Raw genomic sequence first — 14,991 nt, forward strand, 5'->3', positions numbered from 1 at the left:
GCTGTCTTTGAGGGCAGTTTTATAAACGTGGTATTGCATTGAATACTGAACAGGGCTTCGCAGAGGGGCTGTCGTTGCCGTTGGCAATTTGTTTTCGGTGTTTTCGGGGGTGTTCCTATCAATCAGCAACACAGGAGCATGCACAATCATATGGCTGAACAAATCGTGCTTGACCATGTATTCAAGGTTTTTGGCGCAGAGCCTAAAAGAGCCATGGAGTTGGTTCAACAGGGCAAAACTAAACAAGAAATTCTGGAGCAGACTGGACAGTCGATTGGTGTTTTTGATGCCGATTTCAGCATTGATGAAGGTGAGATTTTTGTCATCATGGGGTTGTCGGGGTCGGGTAAGTCAACCCTGGTCCGTATGTTGAACCGGCTGATTAAACCGACTTCAGGCCGTATTCTGGTCAATGGCGAAAACATTGTCAAAGCCAGCGATGCACGGCTGCGCGAATTGCGGCGTAAAGATATCAGCATGGTATTTCAGTCATTTGCGCTGATGCCGCATATGACGGTGCTGGACAATGCGGCATTTGGGCTGGAGCTTTCCGGCGTGGATAAAAAGGCGCGGCTGAAGGCTGCGGCTGAGGCACTGGATCAGGTTGGGCTGACCGGCTGGGGCGACAAATATCCTGATGAACTCTCTGGCGGTATGCAGCAGCGTGTCGGGTTGGCGCGTGCATTGGCGGCAGACCCTTCCATTTTGCTGATGGATGAGGCTTTTTCTGCGCTGGACCCGATTATCCGTACCGAGATGCAAACCGAACTGCTGCGTTTGCAGCAGGTGAAGCGGCGCACGATCATATTTATTTCGCACGATCTGGATGAGTCCATGCGCTTAGGTGACCGCATTGCCATCATGAAAGACGGGCAGGTGGTGCAGGTAGGCACTCCGGAAGAGATTTTACGCAACCCTGCTGATAATTATGTGCGCCGCTTTATTCAGGGGGTCGATGCTGCAGCGGTCTTTAAAGCAGGTGACATTGCGCGTAAAACACAGGTAGAGCTTATTTCGGAATCGCCCCACCGGGGGTGCAGGCCTGCCTTGCAGATTCTGGAAGATGAAGACCGTGACTATGGCGTTGTTCTGAGCCCCAGCCGCAAATATCTGGGCATGGTTTCGGCCGATTCATTGCGGGCTGCATTGGATGGGCATACTGGATCGTTGGGCTTGTCCAATGCATTTTTGCCGGATGCCGTGACCCCTGTCAATGCGGCAGAGCCGGTCAGTGATCTGTACGGCAGTCTGGCGCAGGCATCGCACGCCGTGCCGGTTGTGGATGACAACGGGCGCTATGTTGGTGCGATCAGCAAGACGACGCTGCTGAGGTTTTTGGATAAAACAAATAACTGATGATCTGTGTTCAAAAGAAAAGGTTAATAAAAGGTTAATTATTAATGGGTGATAACAACAATACTGAGAATCAATCTATTGAGCAGGTGCCCGGTACAGAGGCCGTAAGCAATGATCCATGGGCAGCCATGAGTGGCAATGTTTCTGATGCGGGCAGCACAGAGGCAGCGCAAAATGCAGCCAATACACCTGCTGGGTCAGGTGAAGCAGGCGGGGATGCCGCAGCAGCAGACCCTTGGGGAAGCATGAGCAGTGATGCGCCTGTGGCAGATCCTTCGGGCTCAGACGCATGGTTAAATACGGGCAGCAGCAATACCGGTTCGGCGGACTGGCTGAGTTCGGCAGACCCTGCATCGGCGGCTGATGCAGCATCTTCCGGATTTCATTTAAGCCAGTTGTGGGATGGCTCTTTATATTCACCAGTGGAAACCGGAATCAACCAGGCAGTGCGCTGGCTCTCGGATGAGTGGCGCCCGTTTTTCCAGGCGGTGCGTATTCCGATTGATCATACGCTGACATTTGTTTCGAATGTGTTTCAGGGCACACCGGTACTCTTGATGATTGCCATTCTGGTTTTGCTTGCCTGGCAGATGGCCGGTGGCGGGCTGGCCATTGGTGCGCTGGTTTCTTTATTGGTGCTGGTGGTGCTGGGTGTTTGGCAGCAATCCATGCTGACGCTGGCGCTGGTACTGACCTCGCTGGTGTTTTGTGTGATCATCGGTTTGCCGTTAGGCATCATGATTGCATCCAGCAACCGCTTGCAGCGCATTGTGCGCCCGATTCTGGATGCCATGCAGACCACGCCTTCATTTGTCTACCTGGTTCCGATCGCTTCCCTGGTTGGCATTGGTAATGTGCCGGGTGCCATTGTGACGATTATTTTTGCATTGCCGCCCTTGGTGCGCATGACAGATCTGGGGATCCGTCACGTGCGCTCCGATCTGGTGGAGGCGTCGCGCGCCTATGGTGCTTCGCGCTGGCAGTTGCTGCGCAAGGTGCAGATTCCGCTGGCACTGCCTTCCATCATGGCGGGTATCAACCAGTCGCTGATGCTGGCCATGTCGATGGTGGTGGTGGCGTCAATGATTTCTGTGGCCGGTCTGGGACAGATGGTGTATGAGGGCATGAGCAGCATGAACATGGGCAAGGCTTCCATTGGCGGCTTGGGCATTGTGATTCTGGCGATTGTGCTGGACCGCGTGACTCAGGCGATGGGGCAACGCCAGCGACAGGTACGGCACTGGTGGCAGACCGGACCAGTCGGGCTGGTGATGCGTTTGTTTACCTCTCAAACAACAACTTCAAAATGACGGGGATGCAGGGCTTGTGGTGCTGATGGCATTTAACAGAAGCCCTGGTCTGTGAATTCTGGATAAAACGAAAGGAAAGTCAGATGAATGAAACAACAACGACAAGGCTGTATCAGCCTGATGCGAAGAAAGCGTCTTTCTTTAAATCGGCCCGCAAAATGCTTTTGACCAGCGTTGCAGCGTTAGGTATCACATTAAGCAGCACCGCTGCTTTGGCGCAGGATTTGCCGGGCAAAGGTGTTACGGTAATACCGACCAAAAGCTCGATTGCCGAGGAAACTTTCCAGACTGTTCTGGTGATGCGTGCACTGGAAAAATTGGGCTATGACGTTAAACCCATCAGCATTGCCGAGTACAACATCGGTTATCAGGCTCTGGCCAATGGTGATGCGACTTTCATGGCAGCAGCATGGGTACCGCTGCACGACAATTTTTACAATGCCGTTGGTGGCGACAAAACACTGTATCGCGAGGGCACATACTCCAACAATGCCTTGCAGGGCTATCTGATTGATAAGGCCACGGCAGACAAATACCACATTACCAATATAGAACAGTTGAAAGACCCTGAGATTGCCAAGCTGTTTGACAGCAATGGCGACGGCAAGGCTGATCTGACCGGCTGCACGCCGGGCTGGGGCTGCCAGGAAACTATTGAACACCACATGGACGCGTATGACCTGCGTAAAACCGTTGTGCATAACATGGGCAGTTACCCGGCCATGATGGCCGATACCATTGCACGCTACCGCGAAGGCAAACCCATTCTGTACTATACCTGGACGCCTTACTGGGTGAGCGGCGTGCTGGTGCCGGGGAAAGATGTGGTCTGGCTGGAAGTGCCATTTACTTCACTGCCAGGTGATCAGAAAGGCATCAACACGGTGTTGCCCAATGGCAAGAACTACGGCTTCCCGGTCAATACACAGCATATTGTTGCCAATAAAGCGTTTGCTCAGGCCAACCCGGCTGCTGCCAAACTGTTTGCTGTGATGCAACTGCCGGTTGGCGATATCAATGCGCAGAACCTGCGTATGCGTGACGGCGAAAACAAGCCGACAGATATTGAACGCCATGCAGATGCCTGGATCAAGGCGCACCAGTCCACCTTTGACGGCTGGATCAAGCAGGCGTTAGATGCTGCCAACGCTGCCAAGTAACAGATCGACCTATGTGCCGGTATAACGAATGTCTATAAAAACATTGCAGTACCGGCAGTTCATCGTGTAATAAAGATGCAGCACCAGGATGGCTGCTGCATCTGTTCCCCAAGTACCTGCTGGTACTGTCATGACGGTAATAAATCGCTGACCCCATTATAAAAAGCGATACGCCGCAGTTCAGGCACTATCTTTTTTCATAAAAGACTGCCCGAGCCATCTTTCCACCAACGAAAGGAGACCCTCATGTCTTTTATCTCCCACCTTTTTAAGTTTTGTTCCAAAACGAGCCTGCACAATATGTTGGGCGGCGCACTGCTGGGTGCGGCATTGCTTGTGTCTGGCACAGGTGCTTATGCGCAGGCGCAGAGTTTGCCGGGCAAAGGTGTAACCGTGCAGCCGATTAAAAGTTCTGTAGCAGAAGAAACATTCCAGGCGCTGATTGTGATGCGGGCATTGGAAAAATTGGGCTATACCGTGCAGCCTATGAAAATAGCTGAATATAACATCAGTTTTCAGGCTCTGGCCAATGGCGATGCCACCTTTATGGCTACTTACTGGAAGCCGCTGCATTCCAATTTTTATAAGGGAGTTGATGGAGACAACACACTCTATCTGGAAGGTGTTTATTCAGGCAATGCGTTGCAGGGCTACCTGATTGATAAAGCCACGGCAGACAAATACCACATCACCAGCATTGCGCAGTTGCAGGACCCTGAAATTGCCAAACTGTTTGACAGCAATGGCGACGGTAAGGCCGATCTGACCGGCTGCACACCGGGCTGGGGCTGCCAACAGGCGATTGAATACCAGATGGATGCTTATAAGCTGCGTGATACGGTCAACCACAACATGGGTAGCTACCCGGCCATGATTGCCGATACCATTGCGCGCTACCGTGAGGGCAAGCCGGTTTTATATTTTGCCTGGACGCCTTACTGGGTGAGTGATGTGCTGGTGCCTGGTAAAGATGTGGTGTGGCTGGAAGTGCCGTTCACCGCGTTACCCGGTGAGCCTGATGCCGATGCGACATTGCCCAATGGTAAGAACTACGGTTTTCCGGTGAACACGCAACACATTGTTGCCAACAAAGCGTTTGCCCAGGCCAACCCGGCTGCAGCCAAGCTGTTTGCCGTGATGCATATTCCGGTTGGTGATATCAACGCGCAGAACCTGAGAATGCGAGATGGGGAGAGCAGCCCCGCAGATATTGAACGCCATGCCGATGCGTGGATCAAGGCGCATCAGGCTACATTTGATGGCTGGATTGAGCAGGCATTAAAAGCGGCACAATAGAACCGTTGTGCATTTTATGTTTATATAAGGGCTGTTTTGTACAGCTCTTTTTTTATCGCCATGAAAGATACGTTATCATCCAAAGCTGTAACGGTGTTGCATTTGTTGTTCAACATAAAAATATGCAGTGTCATGCCGTCACAATATATTTCAATGTCAATCATTAAGAACAGGTTCGAACTGGGTAAAGGAGCGTGAACGTGAAGCAATATGCGTACTGCCGGCAGCGGGGGCTGATTGATTATGCATTGCTGCTACTGGCCGCTGTAACAGCGTTCTCAATTCCTTTCTATAACGATTATGCAAAACGCACACGGGTTGCTGAAGGACTTGTATTGGTAACGCCTGCAAAAGTGGCATTGAGCGAATATTATGCTGAGCACCATTCTTTTCCCAGCGGACGTGCAGAGGACATTCATGAACTGCTCAGACTGCCGCATCCGCTGGCAATGCGCGGTACGGCGGTCAGCCAGGTTTCGCTCAGACCAGACGGCAGTATCCATGTTATTTATAACGAGAAGGTTCAGAATGGTGCACAAGTGATCTTAACGCCGGAGCTTACAGAGGATCGCATTGTCTGGCATTGTCACAGCCCCAATATCACCAGGCAGGCATGGCTGCCACTGGATTGCCGGAATACAGATTAGTGCATCTGTATGAAGGTGTAGCATGAAAATGTTCATGGATAATGTAAAAGGTGAAACATGACAGAAGCAATGCAGGATGATGGTGCTATAGCCAAACCAGTGCAGAAGAAAAAACGGTGGTGGTTGAGGCTGTTTGTGTTGGTTGCTGTCATATTGGCAGGGGTGGGTTTCTGTATTTCTTGGTTTTTAAAGGGTATGGTCCCAATGAGAGCGGGCGCAGGGGAAGGGCTGGTGCTTGCGGGTTCATATAAAAATGCGGTGGTTGATTTTCATGTCGAAAACCAGCGCTGGCCACGGGCTGACAGTGCTCAGGATATGCTTGAGCTATTGGGTAGCGATAACGTTGTTTCAATGAGGGGTCAATATACCCGCGCTATCACGGTTAAAAACGATGGCGTGATAGAGGTCCAGGTCACAGACCGGGTGGCACCTGGTGGTGGCGTGATGCTGCTGGTGCCGACAGTCGAAGTGAGCGGGCGGATTTCATGGCATTGTTACAGTCCGGATATTGCGGCAGATAAATTGCCTGAAGCATGCCGCTGACTGTTATTCAATGAAAAAGCCTGCCGGGTTCGGCAGGCTTTAGCGCTACTGGTTAACAGGTGGGGTGTGCTGATCAGGCACCAAAGTTTTTGGCGGCAAAATCCCAGTTGACCAGTTTGTCGAGGAAAGCCTCAATGAACTTGACGCGTGCGTTGCGGTAGTCAATGTAGTAGGCGTGTTCCCAGATGTCGATGGTGAGTACCGGGGTGTCGCCGGTGGTCAGCGGGTTGCCTGCTGCGCCCAGGTTCTGAATATCCAGTGTGCCATCGGCTTTTTTGACCAGATAAGTCCAGCCGGAGCCGAAGTTGGCGGCTGCCTTGGCTGCAAAGTCTTCCTTGAATTTGGCATAGCTGCCCCATTTGGCCTTGATGGCATCAGCCAGTTTGCCAGCGGGCTCACCACCACCATTGGGTTTCAGGCAGTTCCAGAAGAAGGTGTGGTTCCAGATCTGCGCGGCATTGTTGTAAATACCGCCAGCAGGTGCTTTTTTGATGATGTCTTCTAAAGACAGGTTTTCAAACTCAGTGCCTTTTTGCAGGTTGTTGAGGTTGTTGACATAGGTCTGATGATGCTTGCCATAGTGGTATTCCATGGTTTCTTTGGAAATGGAAGGGGCCAGTGCATCAATGGGGTAAGGTAAAGCTGGGAGTGTGCGTTCCATTATTATTCTCCTGTCGTGGTATCTGTTTATTAAAAAAGCTTCTCCCCTGCGGCTGCTACAGCCTGTCGGGTATAAGCCATTATTGACATCTTTTCATTCTAGTGTGTGTGCTGAAACATTGTCGTATACAGGGGGAAAGCCATTCGTGTAGGGGGTTTATAGTGATCTGGCACTGTCCGCGAGCATGGATGCATAGATAAACGCGGCGGAAAAGTTCATCAGCTTTACAATAATTTACACAACGTTCATTGAATGGCATAGCTTGGCTTTTACACTGATGTGCATAGAGATAGAGAATGAAAACAGAATAGATGGAGCACGGTGATGAAAAAGTTAGCAGGATCAAATCAAACCTTATTCTGGGTGGGTGGGTCTGTTGTTGTGGGGATAGCAATTTACCTGCTGTCTCCCGGATTACAGGCGCTGATGAACGGTGCCGGTTTTATGCAATGGCGCAGGCAGATTATTCTGCTGACAGGAACGATTTCATGGGTTTTGATGACAGCCTGCATGGTGATTGCGTTGCGGCCTTTGTGGCTGGACAGGCTGATGAATGGCATTGACAAAGCCTATGGTGTGCATAAGTGGGCCGGCATTACAGTGACTGTGACGCTGGTGTTGCACTGGCTGATGCATGAGGGCCCTAAATGGCTGGTCAGTTGGGGGCTGCTGACGCTGAACCGGCGTGCGGGGGGAGGCGGGGCCGAACCTGCGATGTGGATACAACTTGCCAAACCGGTTGGAGAATGGGCATTTTATGCTTTTGTGCTGATGGCAGTTATAGCGCTGGTGAAATTTTTCCCCTATAAGTTATTCAGCAAGGCGCACAAGGTGTTTCCTGTGATTTATCTGGCAGGGGCATACCATTCCGTGGTGATTTTGCCTGAAGACTGGTGGCGTACTCCAGCGGCATATATGGTGCTGGCGCTTGCCATCATCGGCAGTTATGCAGCGATTGTTTCGCTGTTCCAGCAGGTTGGCCGCTCCCGCCGGGTGCAGGCAACCGTGACACAGGTGCGTGAAACAGCGTCTGGCATTGTCGAGGTCTGTTTGCGGCTTGTGGGCGGACGGGGCATGGGCTATCAGGCCGGGCAGTTTGCATTTGTGGATTTCGGGCACAAAGGAGAAGGGCATCATCCGTTTACGATTGCCTCGGCAGATCAGCAGGAGTTGCGTTTTACGATCAAACCACTGGGCGACTTTACCAACCAGTTGGGGCAGTCGTTGCAGGTGGGGCAGCATGTTCAGGTCGAAGGGCCTTACGGGCAGTTTAATTTCGAGTCGGACAAACCGCGCCAGGTCTGGGTGGCTGGCGGTATTGGCATTGCTCCTTTTATTGGCAAACTGGAGGCACTGGCAGCCCGTGGCGAGAAGGTTCAGGGCGTGGATTTCTGGTATTGCGTGCGCTCAATACCGGAAGGGCAGTATCCGGAAAACCTGAGCACGCTTTGCGAACAGACGGGTGTACGGTTGCATCGTGTGGTGGATGAATTGGGGCAGCGGCTGACCCCTGAAATGGTTCAGCAGACAGTGCAAGATCTGTCGCAAGCCAGTGTATGGTTCTGTGGTCCATCCGGGTTTGCCAAAGCGTTATGCAGTGGGCTGAAGCCTATGGGGCTGAGCAAGGCGGATTTCCATGCGGAGCGTTTTGAGATGCGCTGACAATCCTTCACTGCGATGAAAAGCCCCGTAATCAATGACGGGGCTTTTTTGTACGCAGATTCGGTATGCCTGTCATGGATGGGTTTTGTTGAGGCCTAAGAAAACGACTGAAAAGAATAATTGTTTTCATTCTGCTTTTTGAATGATGATTCATGTTACAGCATGAAGCTTAAAAAATCATTAAGCCCTTGAAAAGGGGCTTTGGATCATGGTTTTGGGCCATGTGCGGCTTAGAATGAAAAGGTATGAATCAAGCTGCGCGACTGAGCACGACGCTGTATGTTGCGGAGGGTTTCGGTATTCGGGTGTAGATATGAGAAAAGTGGTAAGGAGAAAGTCATATGGCAAGAGTGCATAAGACGCCGTGGATTATTGGTGGCGTGTTGGCCGTTGCGATCGGTGTTTTTTGGCTGACACCATGCGGGCAAAGTCTTTCTGCCGCATCTGATTTTGGGGACTGGCGTAGGCAGATGAGGCTGCTCACAGGGTTTGTGGCATGGATGCTGATGACGCTGTCTGTGATTGTTGCCGTAAGGCCGGCCGGTCTGGATAGGTTCATGAACGGTCTTGATAAGGCCTATGGACTTCATAAATGGGCGGGCATCAGTGTTGCTGTTGCTGCCATTTGCCACTGGGTGACTGATAAAAGCGCCAGTTGGTTGCGCCACCTTGGGCTTGTCATTCCAAGGGGCGGTAATCGCTCTGGCGGAGGACGTGGAAGAGATCACACCTGGTGGTATGAAATGGCTGAAGATGCCGGGGAGTGGGCCTTTTATCTTCTGTTGGTACTGGTGCTGATAGCGCTGGTAAAGTATTTCCCTTACAGGTATTTCCGCCAGATACATAAGTTGTTTCCGGTCGTTTATCTGATGGCTACTTACCATGGGATTCTGATGCTGCCGGCACAGTGGTGGGCTTCGGCGGCAGCTTATATCGTTGTGCCTTTAACCGCTATGGGCTGTATCGCCGCCGTTATTTCACTGATGCAATTGATTGGGAAATCACGCCGGTACACGGCAACGATTTCTTCTATAGAGCACGCCGCGGCAGGTGTCACAGATGTGCATGTCCGTTTACCGGAGGGTAAGTCTATGCAACACAAGCCAGGGCAGTTTGCTTTTGTAGACTTCGGGGGCTTTGAAGGTGCACATCCCTTTACCATTGCTTCAAGCAATACACAGGAACTCAGATTTTCGATCAAAGCACTGGGAGACTTTACCGGGCAGTTGAGGCATATTCTGAGGATTGGGCAATTGGTGCGTATTGAAGGGCCTTATGGGCAGTTTAATTTTGAGTCATCACGTGCCCGTCAGGTGTGGGTTGCCGGAGGCATAGGGATTACCCCCTTTATTGCCCGGCTGGAATATCTGGCGCTTCACGGAGGGGTCCAGCAGGCGATTGATTTATGGTATTGCACGCGCAGTGTACAGGATGGGCAGTTTCCAGCCAATCTGGATGAACTTTGTGCGAAGGCTCAAGTAACGTTGCACCGAGTGGCGGATGAACGGCAACAGCGGCTGACGGCCCAAATCATTCAAAAGACGGTGCAGGATCTGTCGCAAACCAGTGTATGGTTCTGTGGCCCGTCCGGGTTTGCCAAAGACCTGCTCAGCGGGTTGAAGGCTATGGGATTGAGTGGGGCGGATTTCCATGCGGAGCGTTTTGAGATGCGCTGACAGAATTCTGTTGGCCCACGGCATTTGTGATGCCCATACTGGCTGATGGGCTAAGCTCATGGCTAAGGCAATATCAACACCGCTTTTATAGCGGTGTTTTCATTTGTCAGTGTTGTGCGATCAAGGCAAAATGGCAAAGGTGTTGCTGTTTTTGTGTGGACAAGTTGTATTGGCAGACTTCAACGGTGAGGTCTAAGGAGCAGAAGATGGGAAAACCGCATCAGCATGATACGGCCAATGTCAATTTAGCGGATCGGCTCAATGTATTGCGTGCAGGCGTATTGGGCGCCAATGACGGCATTGTGTCTACAGCCGGCCTGGTGATTGGCGTGGCAGGTGCAACTGCGGATGCAACCGTACTGCTGATTTCGGGCCTGGCCGGGTTGGTGGCAGGCGCGCTGTCCATGGCCGGGGGCGAGTATGTTTCTGTCAGTTCCCAGCGCGACATGGAGCAGGCAGAAATTGAAAGGGAAAAATGGGAGTTGCAGCATGACTATCCTGCCGAGGTGCAGGAGCTGAGTGAGATCTATCAAAAGCAGGGGCTTTCAAAAGCGCTTGCAAATCAGGTGGCTGAGGAACTGATGCAGAAAAATGCACTGGCTGTTCACGCGGAAATGGAGCTCAATATCAAGCCCGGGCAATATGCCAATCCATGGCAGGCCGCTTTTTCGTCCATGTGTTCTTTTTCGGCAGGGGCGTTATTGCCTTTATTGTCTATTGTGCTGATGCCTGAAAATATGAAGGTTGCTGCAACATTTGTTGTGGTGTTGCTGGCGCTGGCGTTAACCGGGTGGATCAGCGCAGCACTGGGGCATGCACACAGGGGAAAAGCGGTGGTCAGAAATGTGCTGGTAGGGCTGATCACCATGGTGATCACCTATTCGGTCGGGTATCTGATCAAGGCCTAGCCTGAACCTGATAAAGGAACAGGCCGGTACCTGGGCAATGGAAAAGTTTTAGCGGCTTCTGGCTTTGGCCAGCAGCCTGAGAATTTCCAGATACAGCCAGATCAGTGTGACCATCAGGCCAAATGCCAGATACCATTCCATGTACTTGGGTGCCTGCTCTTCCACGCCCTTGTCGATAAAGTGAAAGTCCAGCACCAGGTTCAGCGCGGCAATACCAATGACAAACAGGCTGACCGCGATGCCCAGCCAGCCAGAATCGTGCAAAAAGGTGATGGGCATGTGAAACACCAGCGACATGATGAGGTCGACAATGTATAACAGGGCAATGGCGCCTGTGGCGATGATGACAAACATGGTGAATTTGGGGGTGACCTTGATAAGCCCGGTTTTATAGGCAACCAGCATGATGGCCATGACGCCAAATGTCAGGATGATGGCCTGAAATGCAATGCCGGGGTATTGCATTTCAAACATCGCAGAAATAATGCCCAGTACGATCCCTTCAAGTACTGCGTAAATGGGGGCTGTAATGGGGGATACCTTTTTGACAAAACAGGTAATCAGCCCCACGACAAACCCGCCAATCAAGGAACCCCACAAAATGGGCATGAGTGAACTGAGGTCATCCAGCGACATGGTGAATTTGTTCCACGACCATATCGAAGCAACAATGACCAGCAGCAGCAACAGGCCTACCTTATTGATGGTGCCTTGCACGGTCATGCTTTTGTCGGTGGCAGAAAGGTCATCAAAGATGTGGTCATTCAGAGTCGGGTTGCCGGATTTCATGGATGGCTCCTGAGGGTGATCAGTTGTTGGAAATGCATGTAGGAATACAGGGACAGGGGCTTTTGACGGCATATCATGCGTAAATACATCCACCTGATAATAATCAATATGATTTAATTGTCAAACAAAATGTGAGTCTGTACAAATGCAAAACATCCATTCCGTAGCACGAAGCTATGCCCAGATTGCGCAGACCTATTCACAGGGGCGCCCAAGTTACCCAGAGCAGGCGCAGACATGGCTGCAGCAAAGCTTAGGGCTGAAACCTGGCTGTACCGTCGTTGAGGTGGGGGCTGGAACAGGAAAATTCACCAGGCTGCTGTGTGGTACGGGTGCGGCAGTTGTTGCCATAGAGCCTGTGAAGCCGATGCTGGCCAAACTGGTTGAGGCTTACCCTGCTGTGCAGGCCGTGGTGGCCGAGGCGCAGTCGATTCCATTACCAAGCGGGTTTGCGGATGCAGTGGTTTGCGCCCAGTCGTTTCACTGGTTTGCGACCCAGGCGGCGTTGCAGGAGTTTATGCGTTTGCTCAAACCGGGCGGGTTGCTGGGGCTGATATGGAATGTACGGGATGAGTCGGTGGACTGGGTGCAGAAAGTCACCGATATCATCACGCCCTATGAGGGGGATGTGCCCCGGTTTTATAAAATGACATGGCAGGCGGTAGTGGAGCGTTCCCCGTTGCAACTGGTCAGTTATGACCGCTGGGCACACCAGCATGAAGGGCCGCTGGAGGATGTCATTATCCGCCGTACCATGTCGGTGAGCTTCATTGCGGCATTGCCCAAGCCGCAACAGGCCAGCATTCTGGAACAGTTAAAAACGCTGATTGCCACGCACCCGGCGTTACAGGGGCGTGAGCGTATTGCCATGCCTTACACCACACAGGCATGGGTTTACCGGCGGCCTGCTTGATCTTGAAAGTGTGTTGTTAACCTCAGTTGATTTCGGTGGCACTAAATACTTTTTGCGGCGCCACAATCTGCTCCTGCTGCGCGATCAGCGGCAGGTCGCGTGAGCCAGGTTCGGTATTGCCAACCAGTGCATAAAGTGTGGCGGTGGCGGCTTCCAGTGCTTTGTTTACAGCCATGCCTTGCAGTGTGCGCCCTAAAAACACCGATGAAAACACATCGCCCATGCCGTTAGGCAGCGGCTGCAACTGGATCAATGGTGTGGTAACCAGCCAGGCCTGCCCGGCGGTAACGGCCAGTGTGCCCAGTTTCTCCTGTGGAATATCCGGTGTGGCAATGCTGGTGATGATGACCGTTTGCAGTTGTGTATGGGCCATCAGCTTGCGGGCGGTGGCAATCGCATCTTGTACAGAGTTAAGCTGATGCTGGGTAATGAGTTCAAATTCAAACTGGTTCGGGGTGATGATGCTGGCGGCAGGTACTGCCGCTGAGCGCATGAAGTCAGGGATATTCTCTTTGACAAATAGGCCGCGCCCGACATCCCCCATGACCGGGTCGCACAGATACAGCGTCGCCGGGTTTTGTGCGCGTATGGTTGCAACAGCCTCGAGAATGGCATTGCCGATGGACCCGTCACCCAGGTAACCTGAGAGCACCGCGTCAATCTGCCCCAAAATTTGGCGCTCTTGCATGCCCAGCATGACATCGTGGATGTGTTCGGCAGTAAAAACCTGGCCCCGGAACGCACCATAACCCGTATGGTTGGAGAACTGAACGGTGTGAACCGGCAGCACTTCAAATCCCAGGCGTTGCAGCGGAAATACGGCAGCCGAATTGCCCGCGTGCCCATAGGCGACATGGGACTGAATGGACAGGATCATTTTGGGGTGTTTGGTCTGTGACATAAGGTAAAAACAAGCGGTGAAGACAGGTGAAGCAAAAGAAGGTTAATTGTAGGATTGAGGGGCCTGTTTTATCAATCCTGCAAACGCTAAACACTGTGCCGCGCTAAGGCATGCCAAAACGAGACATATGGCCTGACGGCAATGACCGAATAGAAAGCAGTTATCTGAGCGGTTTTTTCTGAAATATATCGCGTATCGCTATACAATCAGCAATTATCCTTCATGAAGAAATTGGTTTGAAACATGGAACCTATTACTGGCAGTATTGTCGCTTTGGTTACGCCGTTGCTCGAAGATGGGAGTGTCGATTATGCCTCCTTACGCCAGTTGATCGACTGGCACGTTGAGCAGGGAACGGACTGTATCGGCGTGGTGGGAACCACGGGTGAATCTCCAACGGTGACCGTAGAAGAGCATTGTGAAATTATCCGGGTGGCTGTAGAACATGCGGCTGGCCGGGTGCCTATTATGGCCGGTTGCGGCGCGAACTCTACGGCCGAAGCCATCAATCTGGCCAAATACGCACGTGGGGTTGGGGCGCACTGCCAGTTGCAGGTGGTTCCTTACTATAACAAACCCACTCAGGAGGGGATTTACCAGCATTTCAAAGCCGTTGCGGAAGAAACGGGTGATTTGCCGGTGATTTTGTACAATGTGCCAGGCCGGACGGTGGCCGATATGCTGCCGGAAACAGCATTGCGGCTGGCCGAGGTGCAGGGGATTATCGGGATCAAAGAGGCTACAGGCAACATTGATCGTGCCGCCTACCTGGTGAAAAACCGCAAGCCCGGTTTCAGTGTTTATTCCGGCGACGACCCGACGGCTGTGGCCCTGATGCTGCTGGGCGGGGACGGCAACGTCAGCGTAACCGCCAATGTGGCACCCAAGCTGATGCATGAGATGTGTATGGCCGCCATTGGCGGGCAGGTTGCAAAGGCGCGGGAACTTCACTTTAAGTTGATGGATCTGAACCGGTATCTGTTTGTGGAGCCTAATCCGATTCCTGTGAAATGGGCTTTGGCCCGGATGGGTAAAATCAAACCGGGTATCCGTTTGCCATTGACACCGCTTACACCAGCACACCAGCCTGTGGTAGAGAACGCTTTACGCCAGTTGGGGCTGATTTCGTAAAATCAGGGTATCATTGCATAGAGTTTCCTGGCCTGACA

General features: G+C 52.1%; 14 protein-coding genes. 11 read left to right on the forward strand and 3 right to left on the reverse strand.

Annotated elements, in window-relative coordinates; genetic code table 11:
* The first annotated feature begins 150 nt into the window (after nucleotides 1–150).
* From proV to AACY98_RS01150, 6 genes are all read left to right on the forward strand, one after another.
* Nucleotides 151–1,356, forward strand: coding sequence for a glycine betaine/L-proline ABC transporter ATP-binding protein ProV (gene proV / locus AACY98_RS01125; protein ID WP_126979807.1), 1,206 nt, complete (start codon nucleotides 151–153; stop codon nucleotides 1,354–1,356).
* A 44-nt stretch (nucleotides 1,357–1,400) separates the two neighbouring features.
* Nucleotides 1,401–2,666, forward strand: coding sequence for an ABC transporter permease (locus AACY98_RS01130; RefSeq protein ID WP_423817499.1), 1,266 nt, complete (start codon nucleotides 1,401–1,403; stop codon nucleotides 2,664–2,666).
* Nucleotides 2,667–2,824: 158 nt separating this feature from the next.
* The gene (gene proX / locus AACY98_RS01135; protein ID WP_339800962.1) at nucleotides 2,825–3,826 is read left to right on the forward strand and encodes a glycine betaine/L-proline ABC transporter substrate-binding protein ProX; all 1,002 of its coding nucleotides are present in this window, start codon (nucleotides 2,825–2,827) and stop codon (nucleotides 3,824–3,826) included.
* Nucleotides 3,827–4,126: 300 nt separating this feature from the next.
* Complete coding sequence (gene proX, locus AACY98_RS01140) at nucleotides 4,127–5,122, forward strand: glycine betaine/L-proline ABC transporter substrate-binding protein ProX (protein WP_339800965.1); 996 nt, start codon at nucleotides 4,127–4,129, stop codon at nucleotides 5,120–5,122.
* A 200-nt stretch (nucleotides 5,123–5,322) separates the two neighbouring features.
* Entirely contained in the window at nucleotides 5,323–5,769 is a 447-nt protein-coding gene (locus AACY98_RS01145; RefSeq protein ID WP_339800493.1) for a pilin, read from the forward strand.
* A 204-nt stretch (nucleotides 5,770–5,973) separates the two neighbouring features.
* On the forward strand, nucleotides 5,974–6,312 hold the full coding sequence (locus AACY98_RS01150) for a pilin (protein ID WP_339800496.1): 339 nt from the start codon (nucleotides 5,974–5,976) through the stop codon (nucleotides 6,310–6,312).
* Between the two features lie 73 nt (nucleotides 6,313–6,385).
* Here the strand turns inward: AACY98_RS01150 and AACY98_RS01155 are convergent, their stop codons facing one another.
* Nucleotides 6,386–6,973: a superoxide dismutase gene (locus tag AACY98_RS01155; RefSeq protein ID WP_126979804.1), complete on the reverse strand. Its 588-nt coding sequence runs from the start codon at nucleotides 6,971–6,973 to the stop codon at nucleotides 6,386–6,388.
* Nucleotides 6,974–7,297: 324 nt separating this feature from the next.
* Here AACY98_RS01155 and AACY98_RS01160 point away from each other — a divergent pair, with 324 nt between their 5' ends.
* From AACY98_RS01160 to AACY98_RS01170, 3 genes are all read left to right on the forward strand, one after another.
* Entirely contained in the window at nucleotides 7,298–8,635 is a 1,338-nt protein-coding gene (locus AACY98_RS01160) for a ferredoxin reductase family protein (protein ID WP_339800500.1), read from the forward strand.
* 341 nt (nucleotides 8,636–8,976) lie between these two features.
* Entirely contained in the window at nucleotides 8,977–10,311 is a 1,335-nt protein-coding gene (locus AACY98_RS01165; RefSeq protein ID WP_339800503.1) for a ferredoxin reductase family protein, read from the forward strand.
* A 206-nt stretch (nucleotides 10,312–10,517) separates the two neighbouring features.
* Nucleotides 10,518–11,219 carry a VIT1/CCC1 transporter family protein gene (locus AACY98_RS01170; RefSeq protein ID WP_339800506.1) on the forward strand — a complete coding sequence of 234 codons (702 nt, stop codon included), beginning with the start codon at nucleotides 10,518–10,520 and terminating at the stop codon, nucleotides 11,217–11,219.
* A gap of 48 nt (nucleotides 11,220–11,267) precedes the next feature.
* Here the strand turns inward: AACY98_RS01170 and AACY98_RS01175 are convergent, their stop codons facing one another.
* Nucleotides 11,268–12,008, reverse strand: a complete 741-nt coding sequence (locus AACY98_RS01175) for a Bax inhibitor-1/YccA family protein (RefSeq protein WP_339800509.1) — start codon at nucleotides 12,006–12,008, stop codon at nucleotides 11,268–11,270.
* A gap of 145 nt (nucleotides 12,009–12,153) precedes the next feature.
* Here AACY98_RS01175 and AACY98_RS01180 point away from each other — a divergent pair, with 145 nt between their 5' ends.
* Nucleotides 12,154–12,921, forward strand: a complete 768-nt coding sequence (locus AACY98_RS01180; protein ID WP_339800512.1) for a class I SAM-dependent methyltransferase — start codon at nucleotides 12,154–12,156, stop codon at nucleotides 12,919–12,921.
* Nucleotides 12,922–12,943: 22 nt separating this feature from the next.
* Here the strand turns inward: AACY98_RS01180 and pdxY are convergent, their stop codons facing one another.
* Nucleotides 12,944–13,822 (reverse strand): pyridoxal kinase PdxY, encoded by an 879-nt coding sequence (gene pdxY, locus AACY98_RS01185; protein WP_339800514.1) that lies wholly within the window; start codon nucleotides 13,820–13,822, stop codon nucleotides 12,944–12,946.
* 243 nt (nucleotides 13,823–14,065) lie between these two features.
* Between pdxY and dapA the strand changes: the two genes are divergently transcribed.
* Complete coding sequence (gene dapA, locus AACY98_RS01190; protein ID WP_339800517.1) at nucleotides 14,066–14,953, forward strand: 4-hydroxy-tetrahydrodipicolinate synthase; 888 nt, start codon at nucleotides 14,066–14,068, stop codon at nucleotides 14,951–14,953.
* The last annotated feature ends 38 nt before the right edge of the window (nucleotides 14,954–14,991 follow it).

This window comes from Saezia sanguinis (assembly GCF_963921665.1).
Lineage (GTDB): Bacteria > Pseudomonadota > Gammaproteobacteria > Burkholderiales > Burkholderiaceae_C > Saezia > Saezia sanguinis.

Bases quoted from the DNA above. Each gene is read 5' to 3' on its own strand.
- proV (WP_126979807.1), top strand. From the start codon at position 151: ATGGCTGAACAAATCGTGCTTGACCATGTATTCAAGGTTTTTGGCGCA.
- AACY98_RS01130 (WP_423817499.1), top strand. From the start codon at position 1,401: ATGGGTGATAACAACAATACTGAGAATCAATCTATTGAGCAGGTGCCC.
- proX (WP_339800962.1), top strand. From the start codon at position 2,825: ATGCTTTTGACCAGCGTTGCAGCGTTAGGTATCACATTAAGCAGCACC.
- proX (WP_339800965.1), top strand. From the start codon at position 4,127: ATGTTGGGCGGCGCACTGCTGGGTGCGGCATTGCTTGTGTCTGGCACA.
- AACY98_RS01150 (WP_339800496.1), top strand. From the start codon at position 5,974: ATGAGAGCGGGCGCAGGGGAAGGGCTGGTGCTTGCGGGTTCATATAAA.
- AACY98_RS01155 (WP_126979804.1), bottom strand. From the start codon at position 6,973: ATGGAACGCACACTCCCAGCTTTACCTTACCCCATTGATGCACTGGCC.
- AACY98_RS01160 (WP_339800500.1), top strand. From the start codon at position 7,298: ATGAAAAAGTTAGCAGGATCAAATCAAACCTTATTCTGGGTGGGTGGG.
- AACY98_RS01165 (WP_339800503.1), top strand. From the start codon at position 8,977: ATGGCAAGAGTGCATAAGACGCCGTGGATTATTGGTGGCGTGTTGGCC.
- AACY98_RS01170 (WP_339800506.1), top strand. From the start codon at position 10,518: ATGGGAAAACCGCATCAGCATGATACGGCCAATGTCAATTTAGCGGAT.
- AACY98_RS01175 (WP_339800509.1), bottom strand. From the start codon at position 12,008: ATGAAATCCGGCAACCCGACTCTGAATGACCACATCTTTGATGACCTT.
- AACY98_RS01180 (WP_339800512.1), top strand. From the start codon at position 12,154: ATGCAAAACATCCATTCCGTAGCACGAAGCTATGCCCAGATTGCGCAG.
- pdxY (WP_339800514.1), bottom strand. From the start codon at position 13,822: ATGTCACAGACCAAACACCCCAAAATGATCCTGTCCATTCAGTCCCAT.
- dapA (WP_339800517.1), top strand. From the start codon at position 14,066: ATGGAACCTATTACTGGCAGTATTGTCGCTTTGGTTACGCCGTTGCTC.